Raw genomic sequence first — 16,743 nt, 5'->3', positions numbered from 1 at the left:
CCTTGCTATCGAGCGGTCGCCCCATGGGACACCTCGGCAGAGCCCCCGGGACGGTTCGCCAGCCGCGATGGCATTCAATCACTTACCGGCAGGCGTGCACGACGCCTTGAGTCCATTGTCCGTCACGCCAGTGACACACTCGATGCCGATGGCCAAGAATCACCGATCCGATCGATCCTCGACGGACACAGCTTCCCGCCCCTCGCCGAGCACGGTTCTGGACCGGCTCGCCTCGGGGCCGAGCCGGGCTTCGCGCATCACTCATACGGAGCACTTGCCCCCGCGAGCGGGTCGCCATGCCGTCTGGCCGGACCGGATCCGATCCGAGGTCATCGCCGCGGTGCAGGCCGCGGGCATCGAACACCCCTGGGCCCACCAGGCACGGGCCGCCGAGCACGCCCTGGACGGCGAGTCGGTGATCGTCTCCACCGGCACCGCCTCCGGCAAGTCGCTGGCCTACCTCGTCCCGGTCCTCACGGCCCTCCTGGACGGCTCCGAGGCCCCGAACGGCCGGGGGGCCACCGCCCTGTACCTGGCCCCCACCAAGGCCCTCGCAGCCGATCAGCGGCGCTCGGTGAAGGAACTCTCACAACCGCTGGGCCATGCGATCCGCCCGGCCGTGTACGACGGCGACACCCCCTTCGAGGAACGCGAGTGGGTGCGCCAGTACGCCAACTACGTCCTGACCAACCCCGACATGCTGCACCGCGGCATATTGCCCTCCCACCCCCGCTGGGCCTCCTTCCTGCGCTCCCTGCGCTACGTCGTCATCGACGAGTGCCACACCTACCGGGGCGTCTTCGGCTCCCACGTCGCCCAGGTGCTGCGCCGGCTGCGCCGCCTGTGCGCCCGCTACGGCTCCTCCCCCGTCTTCCTGCTGGCCTCCGCCACCGCCGCCGAGCCCTCCGTCGCGGCCCGCCGCCTGACCGGCCTCCCGGTCGTCGAGGTCGCCGACGACGCCTCCCCTCGCGGGGAACTGGTGTTCGCCCTCTGGGAGCCCCCGCTCACCGACCTGCACGGCGAGAAAGGTGCACCCGTCCGGCGTACCGCCACCGCCGAGACGGCCGATCTCCTCACCGACCTCACCGTCCAGGGCATGCGCTCGATCGCCTTCGTACGGTCCCGGCGTGGCGCCGAGCTGATCTCGGTGATCGCCCAGGAACGTCTTGCCGAGATAGACCGCTCCCTCGCCCGGCGCGTCGCCGCCTACCGCGGCGGCTATCTCCCCGAGGAACGCCGCGCCCTGGAGCGCGCCCTGCACTCCGGGGAACTCCTCGGCCTCGCCGCCACCACCGCCCTCGAACTCGGCGTCGACATCTCCGGCCTCGACGCCGTCGTCATCGCCGGCTACCCCGGCACCCGCGCCTCCCTCTGGCAGCAGGCGGGCCGCGCCGGGCGCTCCGGGCAGGGCGCGCTGGCCATCCTCGTCGCCCGCGACGACCCGCTGGACACCTTCCTCGTCCATCATCCCGAGGCCCTGTTCAACCAACCGGTGGAATCCACCGTCCTCGACCCCGACAACCCCTACGTCCTCGCCCCCCATCTGTGCGCCGCCGCCGCCGAGATCCCCCTCACCGACGCCGACCTCGAACTCTTCGGCCCCGCCACCGCCGAGCTGCTGCCGCAGTTGGAGGCGGCGAAGCTGTTGCGCCGCCGGTCGACGGCCTGGCACTGGACGCGCCGCGAACGGGCCGCCGACCTGACCGACATCCGCGGCGAGGGCGGCACCCCGGTACAGGTCGTCGAGGCCGGCACCGGGCGGCTGCTCGGCACGGTCGACGCGGGCGCCGCGCACACCGCCGTCCACGAGGGCGCGGTCCACCTGCACCAGGGCCGCACCTACCTGGTGCGCACACTGGACCTGGAGGACTCCGTCGCCCTGGTGGAGGAGGCCGCCCCGCCCTACTCGACGGTCGCCCGCGACACCACCTCCATCGCCGTCCTCGAAACCGACGTCGAAGTCCCCTGGGGCGACGGCCGGTTGTGCTACGGCTCCGTCGAGGTCACCAACCAGGTCGTCTCCTTCCTCCGCCGACGTGTCATCACCGGCGAAGTGCTCGGCGAGACGAAGCTCGACCTCCCTCCCCGCACCCTCCGTACGCGCGCCGTCTGGTGGACGGTCACCGAGGACCAGCTGGACGCGGCTCGGATCAACCCCGAGATCCTCGGGGGCGCCCTGCACGCCGCCGAACACGCGTCCATCGGCATGCTCCCGCTCTTCGCCACCTGCGACCGCTGGGACATCGGCGGCGTCTCCGTCCCCCTCCACCCCGACACGCTCCTCCCCACGGTCTTCGTCTACGACGGCCACCCGGGCGGCGCCGGATTCGCCGAGCGCGCCTTCCACACGGCCCGCTCCTGGCTCACCGCCACCCGGCAGGCCATCGCCTCCTGCGAGTGCGACGCCGGCTGCCCCTCCTGCATTCAGTCCCCCAAGTGCGGCAACGGCAACGACCCCCTGCACAAGCGAGGCGCCGTCCGCCTCCTGACGGAACTCCTGCGGCCTGCGCCAACCGAGTGAACTGGCGCCGGAGCCGGAGCCGGAGCTGGCGCCGGCGCCGGGGGGCCGCACTCTCCTCGCCGTCCTTTCGCCGGGGGCCGCAGCTCTCGGGCCCCGGTGATCCGGGCCGGTCCTCAGGAGGCCAGCCCCTCATCCGGGCACAGGTCTCCGCGCCGGGAACCTCGCGCCGCGCTCGGGCCCTCCTGATCCAGACCGCCCTCAGGAGGCCAGCCGCTCACCCGGACCCAGGTCTCCACCTCGCCGGCAGCCCCACGCCGGTCCCGGGCTCCTCCGAGGCCGGATGCTCCACCGGCCTCTCCAGCTCTGCCGGACCCACCGGCCCCGCTTCTTCCGGCACCGCAGGTGCCCCCGCCCCCGGCGGTCTCGGCGCCCCGGTCCCCGGCAGCCGCAATGCCTCCGCCCCCGGCGGCCCCGCCCGTGCCCTGGACTCCGCCCCGAAGAACGGGCCGCTCCCCGACGCCGCCGTCACGTCCGAGATCTCGCCCTCGACCGCGCACCGGACGAGTCGCGCGTTCTGCGCCCGGGCCACCCCCTCCGCCCGGGCGCAGGCAGCCGTGCCGCCGTCGCTCCAGTGGCCGGCCGCCGCGAGGGCTGCCAGATCGGCGGCCCCAGCCGCCCGGTGCCGCACCACGGCCGCGTGTCCCATCACCAGCACCGCGCCGAACACGACGCAGAGCGCGGCCATCGCCCCGACCGTCCACACGGTCGCCGACCCCTGGTCCGGCGACGCTCCTCTCCGAGCGGTCATCCGGGCCGAGCCCCTGACACCCTCCTTCGTCCTCCGTGCCCGGCACATGACCGGCCGGGCGTTCCACTTCCTCATGGTCCGCTCACCCCCACCGTCTCCTCCGCAAGTGCCACCGCCTCGTCGCTCACTCCCACGGACAGCGCCGCGGGTCCCGGTGTCCGTGCGCCGACCCTCACCCTGACCAGGTCCTCCTCACGGCTCACCGTGACGTCCGCGCCCGCCGGGGCCACCCGCCGCGCGGTCGCCACGACCGCTTCCGGCGAGTCCTGGCGTGCCGCCGCCCGGGCGCCGGCCCTCGCCGCGTCCACGCACTGGATCTGCGCGGACGCGGCGAGCAGGGCCCAGACCAGCGCCATCCCGACCAGGACCAGCGAGGGCAGGACCACCGCGGCCTCGGCGGTCACGAAACCCCCGTCCCGGCCGGCCCCGGTCGCCCTCAACAGGGCCGGGAGTGGGCCGCGTTCACGTCTGGCCATTGAGCGCCCGCCCCACGATGCCCTGCAGTTCCTCCGTGACCTGCCCGCTGGTCACCACCTTGTAGAGCACGGCCGCGAAGGCGACCGCCGCGATGACCCCCACCGCGTACTCGGAGGTGACCATTCCGGCGTCCCTCCGCACCACCAGCGCGAGCATCCACGCCCGCGTCCGCGCACGTCCTCGCCTCAGAACCCGTACCGTCCTGCGCATTCCAACCCCCGTAAGGTCGAACCCTGTTCGTCATGTCGTCCACGTGATGTGGTCCTACTCGTGGGCCCACGCGATGTGGCCCACGTGTCTTCGCCGGTCGTCACCTCCTCGTCAGCCGGCGCCCCCTTTCAGCAGCCCGCCCGCCAGTCCGATCACCACGGGCAGCACGCCGATCGCGAGGAACGCGGGGAGAAAGCACAGCCCCACGGGCGCCGTGACCATGACGGCCGCCCGGCGTGCCCGTGCCGTCGCCGTGCGGCCCCACTCGGCGCGCGCCTCCGCCGCGAGCCGCCCTACCGGTACGGCCGCCGGCACCCCGGAGTCGCCCGCCCGCTCCAGCAGGCGCGCCAGCCCACGGGCACCCGGTATCGACGCCAGCCTCCGCCAGGCCTCGGCCGGTTCACCGCCGAGCCGCACCTCGGCCGCACCCCGCGCCAGCCGCTCGCCCACCGGCCCGCCCAAGGCCTCGCCCACCGCCTGCGCCGCCGTCACAGGACTCGCGCCCGCCGCGATACACGCGGCCACCAGGTCGGCGGCGAGCGGGAGTTGCCGGACCGCCAGGGCCTCGTCGTACTCGGCCAGGTCCGCGCCCGCTCTTCGCGAGGCCCGCTGTCGCCACCAGAGGAATCCGAACCCGGCCGCCACGCCCACCAGAGCCCCGACGGCACCGCCGACCAGGACCCAGCCGACGGACAGCCCGCCCAGTACCGGCACCCACCGCCGGCCGAGACCGCTCAGGTCGACACGACGTCGCGGCGGGGGCCCTTCCAGAGCCAGCAGCACCGCCAGCCGTCCGCGTGTCCTCCGCTCGCGCCGCGCGGCCCCGATCCACCGCACCGCCGATCCGAGCAGGAGCACCCCGCACACCACCACCCCCAGCCTGTGGACAACGTCCGCGCTCATCCCGTCTCCGCCCCTCGTACGATCCGCAGCGCCCACCACAGGCCCACGCCCTCCAGCACCCCGCCGACCAGCAGGCAGCCCAGGCCGGGTCCGGTGTGCAGCAGCACGTGCAGCGGATCGGCGCCGAGCGCCGTACCAAGCAGGAGGCCGAGCACCGGCAGACCCGCGAGCATTGAGGCCGTCGAGCGCGAACCCGCCAACTGCGCCCGCATGTCCGCTCTTTGATCCCGCTCGGCACGCAGCGCGCCCTCCAGCCGGTCCAGCCCCGCCGCGAGTCCCGCACCCCGGTCGACGGCCACCCGCCAGCACGCGGCGAGCCCGACCAGACCATCGGCGCCCGGCTGCCGTGCCGCCTCGGCGAGCGCGCCCGGCACATCCCCGCCGAACCGGGCCGCCGCCAGCACGACGGGCTGTCCGTCCCCGAGCCCGTCGGAGTCGCGGGCCGCGCCGAGCAGCGCCTCACCCGGCTGCCGGCCGGCCCGTACCTCACCGGCGAGAGCACCGCACAGGGCGATCACCGCGTCGCCGCGCCGCTCCCGCTCGCGTCGCGCCTCCGCGGCCCGCCGTGCCCGTCCCAGCAGCGGCACTCCGGCCGCCCCCAGGAGGAGCGGCACCACCGAGGAGCCGATCACCGCGACCACCAACCCGGCCACCAGCGACCAGACTTCGGGCCGCGTCCGGGCGCGCAGCCGCCCCCAGCCGTCGAGAAGCCGCTCCCGATGGGGCGGGCCGGTCCCCACGCCCCCGCCGCCCGCGAACAGCAGCCGTGCCCTGCGCGCCTGGGCGCCGCGTTCGCTCATCAGCCAGGCCGCGATCCCGGCGCAGACCAGAGCCGCGCTCACCTGTACGTCCGCCGTCTCACCGACGCCCATCCCACTCTCCTTTCGCATCCCGGCGTCCGACCGCCGTCTTCCCATCCCGGCATCCGGCCGCCGTCCCGTCCGCGTCTCCTCCCGCTCGCGCAGGCACTCCCGTCGCTCCCTCGGTGCCCTGGCTTCCGCTCTCGGGCCCGTGAACCCCGCTCACATCACGGCGAACCGACCGGTCTGGGCCCTGTCCGCCGCCTCGAAGCAGCCCCCGCAACCGCTCCCAGCCGCGCTCGTAGCCGAAGGCGTCCTCGCCCCACCGAAGGGCCGGCACCGTGACCACCAGCCCCGACGGGTCGCGTTCGAGGACATGCACCTCGGCGATCCGGCGCCGGCCCGCCCGGTCCCGTACGAGATGCAGGACCACGGACAGGGCAGCCGCCAACTGGCTGTGCAGGGCGGCCCGGTCGAGGCCGGCCGCGGTGCCCAGTGCCTCCAGCCGGGCCGGGACCTGTGCCGCCGCGTTCGCGTGGACCGTGCCGCAGCCGCCCTCGTGGCCCGTGTTCAGCGCGGCCAGCAGCGAGACGACCTCGGGACCGCGCACCTCGCCGACGACCAGCCGGTCCGGCCGCATCCGCAGGGCCTGCCGGACCAGGTCCTGGAGTGCGACGAGTCCGACTCCCTCCTGGTTGGCCGGCCGCCCCTCCAGACGCACCACGTGCGGATGGTCGGGCCGCAGCTCCGCCGAGTCCTCGGCGAGCACGATGCGCTCCCCGGGACCCACGAGCCCCAGCAGCGCACTGAGCAGGGTCGTCTTGCCCGTGCCCGTGCCTCCGCTGATCAGGAAGGACAACCGGGCGTCCAGCAAGGCTCTGAGCACCCGGTCCCCGCCGGGCGGCACGGTCCCGGCCGCGACCAGTTCGTCCAGCGTGAACGCGCGTGGCCGCACGACACGCAGGGAGAGGCAGGTCGAGCCGACGGCCACCGGTGGCAGCACCGCGTGCAGCCGTGTCCCGTCGGGCAGCCTGGCGTCCACCCAGGGCCGGGCGTCGTCGAGCCTGCGGCCCGCCACGGCCGCCAGGCGTTGCGCGAGCCGCCGTACGGCCGCCGCGTCCGGGAAGGACACGGACGTCAGCTCCAGGCCGCCGCCCCGGTCCACCCACACCCGGTCGGGTGCCGACACCAGGACGTCGGTGACCAACGGGTCGGCGAGCAGCGGTTCCAGCGGGCCACTGCCGACCAGCTCCGACCGCAACCGCTCGGCGGCACCGAGCACTTCGGCGTCTCCGAGCACCCTCCCCTGTTCCCGCAGGGCTTGCGCCACGCGCGCGGGGGTCGGTTCGGAACCGCTCTCGGCGAGCCACTGCCGCACCCCGTCCAGCAACTCCGGAGCCCCGTCGGCCCCCGGCCACCTGTCGCCCGCCCCGCCGAGCGGCCCTCCGATCCCGGACCAGGTGTCGGACGCCCGGCCGAGCCGGCTTCCGTCCCCGGCCCGCGCCCCGCTCCATCCGGTCCGGAAGCCGGCGGATCCGCCCGGGCCGCCCGTCGGCCTCGCCGCTCGGCCGCCGTGCCCGTGACCCCCGTCCCCGTGCCCGTGACCTCCGTCCCCGTGCCCGTGCCCGTGCCCGTCACTCCCGTGCCCGTAAGTCCCCTGTCCGTGACCCCCGAGGTCGTCCCGCATGCCCACCGACCCCGGCGAGCCGTACTCGGATCCGTCCCGCGCGCCCGTCCGCGCGTACGGCAAGCCCCGGCCCGGATCTCGCCGTCCCGCACCCGTTCGCCCGTCGAGGCCCGCTCCGCAGTCCTTCCCTGTGGTCGCGTCCCAGCTCATACGTCCCCTCCTTCGACTCATACGGCCCCTCCCTCGACCGGCATCCGCTTCCAGAACGCCGTGCAGAACCGGGCCAGCGGCCCGCGCGCCACGCTTCCCGGGGGTGGCCCGCCGTCCAACGGGGAGGTTTCTTCGGGTACTTCGCCCACCAGGGGCAGCTCCAGCAGCCGGGCGACCTCGCGTCCGTCCAGTCCCGGGGCGAACGGGCCGCGCACGGCGACCCGCAGATCGCGCAGGACCATGCTGGCCGCGGACGCCATCCGGCCGGCCGCCGCGATCGCGCGCAGATCGCCCGGGACCACCAGGAGCCCCACATCGAGCTGGGCGAGGATCTCGCCGACGCCCTCGTCGATGCGGCGGGGGAGATCGACGATCACCGCGCCGCCCCGCCGTCTGGCGGCGGCCAGGACCGCACGCACCGCGCGCGGCGGGATGTTCACCGCCTCACCCCGGTCCCAGCTCAGGACCCGGAGCGCGTGCAGCTCGGGCAGGGACTCCTCCAGGGCGCCACCGCCGACCCGGCCCCGGGAGGCGGCGAACGCCGGCCAGCGCAGGCCCTCGGCTGCCTCTCCGCCCAGGAGTACGTCGAGTCCGCCGCCGAGGGGATCCGCGTCCACCAGCAGGGTGCGCCTTCCCTCCCGCGCGGAGGTGAGGGCGAGCGCGCAGGCCAGCGTGGACGCGCCGGCCCCACCGCGGCCGCCGAGGACGCCGACCGTGAGAGCGGGCCTGCCGACCCCTTCGGCCACGTCGGCGATGCGGTCGACGAGCCATTGCTCGCCGTCCGGCAGCATCAGGACATGGTCGGCGCCGATCTCGACGGCCCGCCGCCAGACCCCGGAATCGTCCTGATCCCGGCCGACCAGCACCACCCCCCTTCTCCGGGCGGCCCCGCGCACCCGGAGCGCGGCGTCATCGCCGACCAGGACGAGAGGGGCCGCCTCCCACCTGTCCCTTCGTTCCGGAATGCCGGGGTGGACCTCGGGCCGCGCCCCGGCCGCCGCGCACAGGCGCAGCAGGTCGTCGAGCAGTTCGACATCCTCGGTGACGATCAACGGTCCGTCCTGCCGCCCCTCGGCGGCGGGCGGCAGGTCGTGTGTGATGGCTCCCGTCACGATCTCCATCCCCCTTCGCTGCTTCGTGCGCGGGGCCCTCCAGGACCCCGCGATTCCCTCTCGTAGGAAGACCGGGCGAGCGGCTTCCATATGAACGGCCGATACGAACCGGCCAAACGCGTCCGACAAACGGAACCGGTCATGAACTGGCGGCCGGCGGAGCGCGTGGGAATCACGGTGCAGCGATCCGGGAAATCATGTGGATCTTGGTCGAAAACTGTGGACAACTCGATGGCTGTGAATATCGCCATCACCCATACCGGTGAGCCATCAACGGCTTCCACAGAGCAGCCTCGCGACTACACGCAGTGACGGATCATGGGCATGAAAAAGCGCGGCCCGAGCGGAGCAGAGGAGGCTCCGGGGCCGCGCGAAAGTGGAGGAAAACCCATCCGGACATGCGACGACCCCCGCCGGGGGGGAGAGCGGGGGTCGTCCCCACGGCCGACTCGGGGGGGGAGGAGCCGGACCGGGTTAGCACGGTCGCGAACGATCCGTGACTTCCATGGTGTACCCGAGAGCCTTCTCAGGCAAACCCACGCGCCTCACCTTACGCCGAATGGCGGGCCCTATGCTCAACCTTGTGGAAAACCACTCCTTGCCGCGTACAGCCGCCTTCTTTGACCTGGACAAGACGGTCATTGCGAAGTCGAGCACGCTCACGTTCAGCAAGTCGTTCTACCAAGGCGGACTGATCAACCGCAGGGCGGCCTTGCGTACCGCGTACATCCAGTTCGTGTTCCTGGCGGGCGGCGCCGACCACGACCAGATGGAGCGGATGCGCAAGTACCTGTCGGCGATGTGCCGCGGCTGGAACGTCCAGCAGGTCAAGGAGATCGTCGCCGAGACGCTCCACGACCTCATCGACCCGATCATCTACGACGAGGCGGCATCGCTCATCGAGAAGCACCACACCGCCGGGCGTGACGTCGTGATCGTGTCCACGTCCGGGGCCGAGGTGGTCGAGCCGATCGGTGAACTGCTGGGCGCCGACCGCGTGGTGGCGACCCGCATGGTCGTGGGCGAGGACGGCTGCTTCACGGGCGAGGTGGAGTACTACGCGTACGGGCCGACGAAGGCCGACGCGATCAAGGACCTGGCCGCGTCCGAGGGCTACGACCTCTCCCGCTGCTACGCCTACAGCGACTCGGCGACCGACGTGCCGATGCTGGAGTCCGTCGGGCATCCGCACGCCGTGAACCCCGACCGCGCCCTGCGCCGCGAGGCGATCGCCCGCTCCTGGCCGATCCTGGACTTCCACCGCCCCGTCCGCCTCAAGCAGCGGCTGCCCCACCTGTCCGTACCGCCCCGTCCCGCACTCGTCGCGGCCGCTGCCATAGGAGCGGCGGCGGCCACGGCCGGGCTCGTCTGGTATGCGAGCAGGCGCCGCACCCCGGCGATCTGAACGCGCCCGCGCAGGCGGCGCGATCGCCACGCGCGCGTGCCCTCGGCCAACGACATGCGCGCGTGTCCCGATGAGCGCCACACGGGCGCGCCGACGAGCCCGCCCCCTTTCGTACCCTTTGGACCTAAAAGTAAAGAAGTGCGGCCAGGGGTTTCGCTTCCCTCGGACCAGGAGTACAAAGGGGTTAACGGCCCGCGAGACCAAGGACATCCGCGAGGATCACCTTCAAACGCAACAAGGCCCCACGGACCGAGCATGGACATCGAGCACCCACGCGACGTCGACCCGTCGATTACGGGCCAGCCGCACCAGGTGACGGGCAGAAGTTCCCGACCTGATGGGCAACATCCGAGGACGCTTGGTAACCCGGTGAACATGCCAGCGGCGGTACGAGAACTCGTACCGCCGCAACCCTGTTCAGGAGGTTTCCCGCCCCCGCCGGGCGGACGTCCCGAGGGTCAGGCCGCGCCCCGTTGCAGCGCCTCGCAGACCGCCGCGGACTCGCGCGCACCCAGCTCGACCGCCTTGCCGCAGTGGGCGATCCAGGCCGCCATGCCCTCCGGAGTGCCGGAGACATAGCCGTCCAGCGCCGCCAGATAGGCCGCGCGGCCCAGCTCCGCGTGGCCGACCTCCACCGGGCAGATCGCCTTCGGGTCGAGACCGCTGCCGATCAGCACGATGCGTTCGGCCGCGCGGGCGACCAGCCCGTTGCGGGAGGTGAAAGGCCGCAGGGCGATCAGCTCGCCGTGCACGACGGCCGCGGTGACCAGCGCGGGCGCCGAGCCTCCCTCGATGATCAGTTGCGACAGGCCTTCGAGCCGGCCGGCGACCTCGTCCGCGTCGGGCAGCGGCAGCTCCACCAGGGGTTCGTCCACCCGCTCGCCGTGCTGTCGCGGCCTGCCGGTGTCGTCCCCCTGGTCCGCGGCGGCGACCAGGTGCAGCCGGGCCAGCACCCGCAGAGGCGACTGCCGCCAGATGGACAGGAGTTGACCCGCCTCGGCGGTCAGCCGCAGGGCCGCGCCGACCGTGCGGGCCTCGTCGTCCGCGCTGAAGTCGGTGCGCCGCCGCACCTCTTCGAGGGCCCAGTCGGCGCCGGACACCGCGGCCGAACCACGCGCACCGCGCAGCGCCGCCTCGGACGTGATCTCGTTGCTGCGACGCCGCATGATGCGGTGGCCGTAGACCCTGTCCACGGCCTTGCGGACGGACTCCACGGATTCGGCCACCCCGGGAAGCGAGGCCAGGGCCGCGAGCGGATCGGCGGTCGCACCTGTCGTACTCATGAGTACGACCCTACGCACCTCGCGGCCACACCCCACGAAGGAGTGGTCTTCTTCACGCGATGCGGCCACCGAGCGCGATCAGCGGACTACTCTTGGTGAACATGAAAATTGCTTTCGTCGGGAAGGGCGGCAGTGGCAAGACCACCCTGTCGTCGCTCTTCGTCCGCCACCTCGCCGCCTCAGGGGCTCCGGTCGTCGCCGTGGACGCCGACATCAACCAGCACCTGGGGCCCGCGCTCGGCCTCGAAGAGGCGGAGGCCGCGGCCCTCCCCGCGATGGGTGAGCGGCTGCCCCTCATCAAGGACTACCTGCGCGGCACCAATCCGCGCATCACGTCCGCCGAGACGATGATCAAGACCACTCCGCCCGGCGCGGGGTCCCGGCTGCTGCGGGTCGGCGAGACCAACCCGGTGTACGACGCCTGTGCGCGGCCGGTGGAACTCGACGGCGGCACCGTCCGTTTGATGGTCACCGGCCCGTTCACCGAGGCCGATCTGGGAGTGGCCTGCTACCACTCCAAGACCGGTGCGGTGGAGCTGTGCCTGAACCACCTGGTCGACGGACCGGGGGAGTACGTGGTCGTCGACATGACGGCCGGCTCGGACTCCTTCGCGTCCGGCCTGTTCACCCGCTTCGACATCACGTTCCTCGTCGCCGAGCCGACCCGGAAGGGGGTCTCCGTCTATCGCCAGTACAAGGAGTACGCCCAGGACTTCGGCGTCACCCTCAAGGTCGTCGGCAACAAGGTGCAGGGCCAGGACGACATCGACTTCCTCCGCGCGGAAGTCGGCGACGACCTGCTGGTCACGGTCGGGCACTCGGACTGGGTGCGCGCCATGGAGAAGGGCCGGCCGCCCCGGTTCGAGCTCCTGGAGGAGGCCAACAAACGCTCGCTGCACTCCCTGAAGGCCGCCGCGGACGCCACCTACGAGCTGCGCGACTGGGAGCGGTACACGCGCCAGATGGTGCACTTCCACCTGAAGAACGCGGCCAGTTGGGGCAACACCAAGACCGGAGTGGACCTCGCCGAGCAGGTCGACCCCGGCTTCGTCCTCGGCGAGAGCCCGCTCGCCACGGCCTGAGGGACCGGTCGGCCCCGGCTCCTCCAGCGAGAAACCGGCCGGCCCCGGCGTCTCCGGAGAGAAGCCGGGGGGCCGGTCCGGTGCGCCGCTACTGCTTGAGGGCCGGCGCTCCGGGGACACCCTTCGGGGCCGGGGCGGGACTCGCGGAGAGGAAGGACGCCCAGCCTTGCTTGGGGGCCTCACCGACCTTGAGGCCGCGGAGCTTGGCGAGCGTGGCGGGGTCCTGCGCGTCGAGCCAGTCGGCGAGCTGCCGGAAGGAGACGCAGCGCACCTCGGCCTTGGTGCAGACCCGCTCGACGACCTCGTCGACGGCCCGCATATAGGTGCCGCCGTTCCAGGACTCGAAATGGTTGCCGATGACCAGCGGCGCCCGGTTGCCGTCGTAGGCGCGCTGGAAGCCCTGGAGCAGGCCGTCACGCATCTCGTCGCCCCAGGACTGCCGCTTGTCCGGGTCGCCCTGGGTCTTGGTGCCCGACTGGTTGACCATGAAGTTGTAGTCCATGGTGAGCTGTTCGTAGGAATGGCCGGGGAAGGGCACGAGCTGCATCGACAGATCCCACAGGCCCTCCTTCTTCTTCGGCCAGAGCTGGTCGTTGACGCCGCTGGTGTCGTAGCGGAAGCCCAGTTGGCGGGCGGCCTTCATGAAGTTCTCCCGGCCCTCCAGACACGGAGTGCGGGCGCCGATCAGCTCCTTGTCGTAGTCGAAGGGAAGCGCCGACTCCGCCTTCAGGCCGGTGTTCGTCTTCCAGGACTTCACGAAGGACTTCGCCTGGGCGATCTCGCTCTTCCAGTCCGCGACCGACCACTGGCCGACCCCGCCCTCCGTACCGCAGAAGTGCCCGTTGAAGTGGGTGCCGATCTCGTTGCCCTCCAGCCACGCGCCGCGTAGCTGCTTCACGGTGTCCTCGATGCCCCGCTGGTCGTTGAAGCCGATCTCCGAACTGCCGGCCGAGTGCTGGGGCGGGCGGTACAGGTCGCGCTTCTCCTCGGGCAGCATGTACACGCCGCTGAGGAAGTAGGTCATCGTCGCGTTGTTCGCCTTGGAGACCTCGCGGAAGTGGGAGAAGAGCTTCTGGCTGTCCTCGCCGGCGCCGTCCCAGGAGAAGACCACGAACTGCGGCGGCTTCTGGCCGGGCTTCAGCCGCTCGGGCCGGGGCAGATGCGGCTGCGCCCCCGTGTACGAGGTGGAGCCGTCGCCGATCAGCCGGACCGCGGTCCTGGGGACGGGCGCGCCCTCCGCCTTCCGCACGGCGTGGGCGGCGTCCCGGGAAGGGGCGGTACCGCCCGCGCAACCGGCGAGCGCCGTGGCGCAGGCCGCGGCGAGTGCCGCGCCCGCGGCGATCCTCTGGGTGGCGGCCATCTTCCGCCCTCCTTTTCCTCGGTCGGGCACCCCTGGTCAGGGCGTCGTCGAGTCGGCGCGCGGGCCGGTCGTCTGCGGCCGTGCGCCGACAGCGCCGCCAAAGTGGCACGGAACCGAGAAGGAATAAGTACGACAAGCCGACCAAAGGCCCACTTCACCCCACAGAGTGATTTACTGCCCCATTTGCTCCGATTTACCGCATCAACCCTTTACCCTGCATTACGATCCATTTACCGAGCGTTGAAAATCCCGCCACTGCACGCCGTGACCCACGGCCGCGACCCGCCCCCCGCCGCATTCGGACGGGGGACCACCTGTTCCGCGACCGCGCTGCCCCGGAGGAGACGGGAACATGTCTGCCTGCGTCCCCACTCGCGCCGCCGACCCCACTCGGCCCGCGCCTGTCCACCCGCCCCACAGTCCCCCACCGACCCCGCCCCGCCGGTTCCGCGTCGAAGGCGCGGACCTGTCGGCCTCGATCGCGGTCTTCCTGATCGCCCTCCCGCTGTCCCTCGGAATCGCCCTCGCCACCGACGCACCGCTCCAGGCCGGCCTCGTCGCCGCCGCCGTCGGCGGAATCGTGGCCGGGCGCCTCGGCGGCTCACCGCTCCAGGTCAGCGGCCCGGCCGCCGGCCTCACGGTCGTCACCGCCGAGCTGATCCACCACTACGGCTGGCGCGCCACCTGCGGCATCACCGTGCTCGCCGGAATCGCCCAAGTCGGCCTCGGCTGCCTGCGCGTGGCCCGCACGGCGCTGGCCGTCAGCCCCGCGATCGTGCACGGCATGCTCGCCGGCATCGGCGTCACCATCGCCGTCGCCCAACTGCACATCGTCCTCGGCGGCGTGCCGCAGAGCGCCGTCCTCGACAACCTCGTCGCCCTCCCGGACCAACTGGCGCGCACGCAGCCCGCCGCGGTCGCCATGAGCGGGCTGACGCTGGCGCTGCTGTTCGCCTGGCCGCGCCTGCCGGGCCGCACCGGCCGGCTGCTGCGCAAGGTGCCCGCCGCCCTGGTCGCCGTCGCCGGCGCCACCGCCGCCGCCTCGCTCGCCGGACTGACGCTGCCCAGAGTCGACCTGCCCTCCTGGAGCAGCCACGCGCTGGCCGGACTACCCGAGGGCCCGGTGCTCGGCGTCGCCGCCGCCGTCCTCACCGTGACCCTGGTGTGCAGCGTGCAGTCGCTGCTCGGGGCCGTCGCGGTGGACAAGCTGGTGAGCGCCCGTCCGGAACTCCAGACCCGCGTCGGCCGTTCCGCCCTCGACCGGGAGCTGCTCGGCCAGGGCGCCGCCAACGTCGTCTCCGGCGCGCTCGGCGGGCTGCCGGTCGCCGGCGTCGCCGTCCGCAGCTCCGCGAATGTCCAATCGGGCGCCGTGAGCCGGAACTCCACGATGCTGCACGGCGTTTTCGTAGTAGTTGCCGCGCTGCTGATGGTCCCGATCCTGGAGCTGATCCCCCTCGCATCGCTCGCCGCCCTGGTGATGGCCGTCGGCATCCAGATGGTTTCCCTGAACCACATCCGCACGGTCACCCGCCACCGCGAAGTGCTGGTCTACGCCGTCACCACGCTCGGCGTCGTGTTCCTCGGGGTCCTCGAGGGCGTGGCGCTCGGGGTCTTGGTGGCCGTCGGCGTCGCCCTGCACCGCCTCACCCGCACGCGCATCACCCACGAAGAGAAGGGAGGAGTCCATCACGTCCGTGTACGAGGGCAGTTGACGTTCCTGGCGGTGCCGCGGCTCAGTCGCGCCCTCCACCTCGTCCCCCACGGGGCGGACACCGTCGTGGAGCTGGACGGCTCGTTCATGGACCACGCAGCGTACGAGTCCCTGCAGGACTGGCAGAACGCACACACCGCCCGGGGCGGCACGGTGGAGATCACCGGGCGGACCGGGACCCGGATCGCCGAGCCGGCGGACTCCGCGCACTGCCGCTGCCGCCCCTGGACGCCCTGGCGCAACCACCACTGCCACGACTCCGCCGCCTCCACCGTCTCCTCCGCCATGGGGTCCGGGCCCGTCTCGCCCGACGACACCTCCGGCGGGCCGGACCAGGAGGCGGGCGAGTCCAGACCGAGTGGGCACCAACTGGCGCGCGGCATCAGCGCGTTCCAGCGGAACACCGCGCCCCTCGTACGGGAGGAGCTGGCCCGGCTCGCCCGCGAGGGACAGCGGCCGTCCCAGTTGTTCCTGACCTGTGCCGACTCCCGGCTCGTCACGTCGATGATCACCTCCAGTGGTCCGGGCGACCTCTTCGTCGTGCGGAACGTGGGGAACCTCGTGCCGTTGCCCGGCGAGGAGAGCGGGGACGACTCGGTGGCCGCCGCCATCGAGTACGCCGTGGACGTGCTCAAGGTGCGGTCCATCACCGTGTGCGGGCACTCCGGATGCGGGGCCATGCAGGCGCTGCTGGCGTCCGAGCCCGGTGGGGCCCTCACTCCGCTGAAGCGGTGGCTGCGGCACGGGCGGCCGAGCCTGGAGCGGATGGCCGACGAGGACCGGCCGGAGCCGCGCCTCACCGGTCGGGCACCCGCCGACACGGTGGAGCGGCTCTGTCTGACCAACGTGGTGCAGCAGTTGGAGCATCTGCGGGCGCACGACTCCGTCGCGCGGGCGCTGCGCGAAGGCGCTCTCGAACTGCACGGGATGTACTTCCACGTCGGTGAGGCCCAGGCGTATCTCCTGGCCGACGGTGACGACGGCGAGGGCGGTCGCGGCGACGGCGGCAGCCGGGCCGAGATGTTCGATCACGTGGGAGCCGTGGACGGGGCGCGGCGTCCCGCGTGACCGGCGGTGGTGCGCGGCCTTGGTCGGCGGGGCTCTGGTCGGCGGGGCCGCGCGCCACATCCGCGGCCGGACCTCGCCCCTCGGCGCCGGCCTCGTCCTCGGTGCCTCACCGTCGCCCTCGGGGCCGGCCTCGTCCTCGGCGCCTCACCGTCACCCTCGTCCCCGCGCCCTCGCCCTGGATCTGGCCCTCACCCCGGGATGAGTGCGGGGCACCCTGGGATGAGCA

Annotated in this window: 12 protein-coding genes and 1 pseudogene; 4 read left to right on the top strand and 9 right to left on the bottom strand. The window is 72.9% G+C overall.

Annotation, left to right across the window (positions count from 1 at the left end; all coding sequences use genetic code 11):
• The first annotated feature begins 67 nt into the window (after positions 1–67).
• The gene (locus AB0912_RS11320) at positions 68–2,521 is read left to right on the top strand and encodes a DEAD/DEAH box helicase (RefSeq protein ID WP_366698123.1); all 2,454 of its coding nucleotides are present in this window, start codon (positions 68–70) and stop codon (positions 2,519–2,521) included.
• 400 nt (positions 2,522–2,921) lie between these two features.
• On the opposite strand, the pseudogene AB0912_RS11315 reads toward AB0912_RS11320, so the two are convergent.
• From AB0912_RS11315 to ssd, 7 genes and pseudogenes are all read right to left on the bottom strand, one after another.
• Positions 2,922–3,269: pseudogene (locus AB0912_RS11315) on the bottom strand (Rv3654c family TadE-like protein); the annotation flags it as partial.
• Between the two features lie 71 nt (positions 3,270–3,340).
• Positions 3,341–3,745 carry a TadE family type IV pilus minor pilin gene (locus AB0912_RS11310; protein WP_366698121.1) on the bottom strand — a complete coding sequence of 135 codons (405 nt, stop codon included), beginning with the start codon at positions 3,743–3,745 and terminating at the stop codon, positions 3,341–3,343.
• Positions 3,732–3,902 (bottom strand): DUF4244 domain-containing protein, encoded by a 171-nt coding sequence (locus AB0912_RS11305; protein ID WP_366698119.1) that lies wholly within the window; start codon positions 3,900–3,902, stop codon positions 3,732–3,734. The genes AB0912_RS11310 and AB0912_RS11305 overlap by 14 nt, the downstream gene beginning before the upstream one ends.
• 165 nt (positions 3,903–4,067) lie before the next feature.
• The gene (locus AB0912_RS11300) at positions 4,068–4,859 is read right to left on the bottom strand and encodes a type II secretion system F family protein (protein WP_366698117.1); all 792 of its coding nucleotides are present in this window, start codon (positions 4,857–4,859) and stop codon (positions 4,068–4,070) included.
• Positions 4,856–5,731, bottom strand: coding sequence for a hypothetical protein (locus AB0912_RS11295; protein ID WP_366698115.1), 876 nt, complete (start codon positions 5,729–5,731; stop codon positions 4,856–4,858). Before AB0912_RS11295 ends, AB0912_RS11300 begins: the two co-directional genes overlap by 4 nt.
• A complete protein-coding gene (locus tag AB0912_RS11290; RefSeq protein WP_366698213.1) occupies positions 5,718–7,109 on the bottom strand; it encodes a TadA family conjugal transfer-associated ATPase in 1,392 nt (463 codons plus the stop codon). The genes AB0912_RS11295 and AB0912_RS11290 overlap by 14 nt, the downstream gene beginning before the upstream one ends.
• A 404-nt stretch (positions 7,110–7,513) precedes the next feature.
• Positions 7,514–8,608 (bottom strand): septum site-determining protein Ssd, encoded by a 1,095-nt coding sequence (ssd, locus tag AB0912_RS11285; protein WP_366698113.1) that lies wholly within the window; start codon positions 8,606–8,608, stop codon positions 7,514–7,516.
• A 571-nt stretch (positions 8,609–9,179) separates the two neighbouring features.
• Between ssd and AB0912_RS11280 the strand changes: the two genes are divergently transcribed.
• A complete protein-coding gene (locus AB0912_RS11280; protein WP_366698111.1) occupies positions 9,180–10,013 on the top strand; it encodes an HAD-IB family hydrolase in 834 nt (277 codons plus the stop codon).
• Positions 10,014–10,471: 458 nt separating this feature from the next.
• On the opposite strand, the gene AB0912_RS11275 is transcribed toward AB0912_RS11280, so the two are convergent.
• Positions 10,472–11,296, bottom strand: coding sequence for an oxidoreductase (locus AB0912_RS11275; RefSeq protein WP_366698109.1), 825 nt, complete (start codon positions 11,294–11,296; stop codon positions 10,472–10,474).
• A gap of 101 nt (positions 11,297–11,397) precedes the next feature.
• On the opposite strand from AB0912_RS11275, the gene AB0912_RS11270 reads away from it, so the two are divergent.
• Positions 11,398–12,378 (top strand): ATP-binding protein, encoded by a 981-nt coding sequence (locus AB0912_RS11270; RefSeq protein WP_366698107.1) that lies wholly within the window; start codon positions 11,398–11,400, stop codon positions 12,376–12,378.
• A gap of 88 nt (positions 12,379–12,466) precedes the next feature.
• On the opposite strand, the gene AB0912_RS11265 is transcribed toward AB0912_RS11270, so the two are convergent.
• On the bottom strand, positions 12,467–13,738 hold the full coding sequence (locus AB0912_RS11265) for a hypothetical protein (RefSeq protein WP_366698105.1): 1,272 nt from the start codon (positions 13,736–13,738) through the stop codon (positions 12,467–12,469).
• 352 nt (positions 13,739–14,090) lie between these two features.
• Between AB0912_RS11265 and AB0912_RS11260 the strand changes: the two genes are divergently transcribed.
• The gene (locus tag AB0912_RS11260) at positions 14,091–16,517 is read left to right on the top strand and encodes a SulP family inorganic anion transporter (RefSeq protein ID WP_366698102.1); all 2,427 of its coding nucleotides are present in this window, start codon (positions 14,091–14,093) and stop codon (positions 16,515–16,517) included.
• Positions 16,518–16,743: the final 226 nt, after the last annotated feature.

Source organism: Streptomyces sp. NPDC007084, assembly GCF_040703595.1.
Taxonomy (GTDB): domain Bacteria; phylum Actinomycetota; class Actinomycetes; order Streptomycetales; family Streptomycetaceae; genus Streptomyces.
The sequence above is the reverse complement of the archived record's forward strand: the minus strand, read 5'-3'. Positions and strand labels throughout refer to the sequence as shown.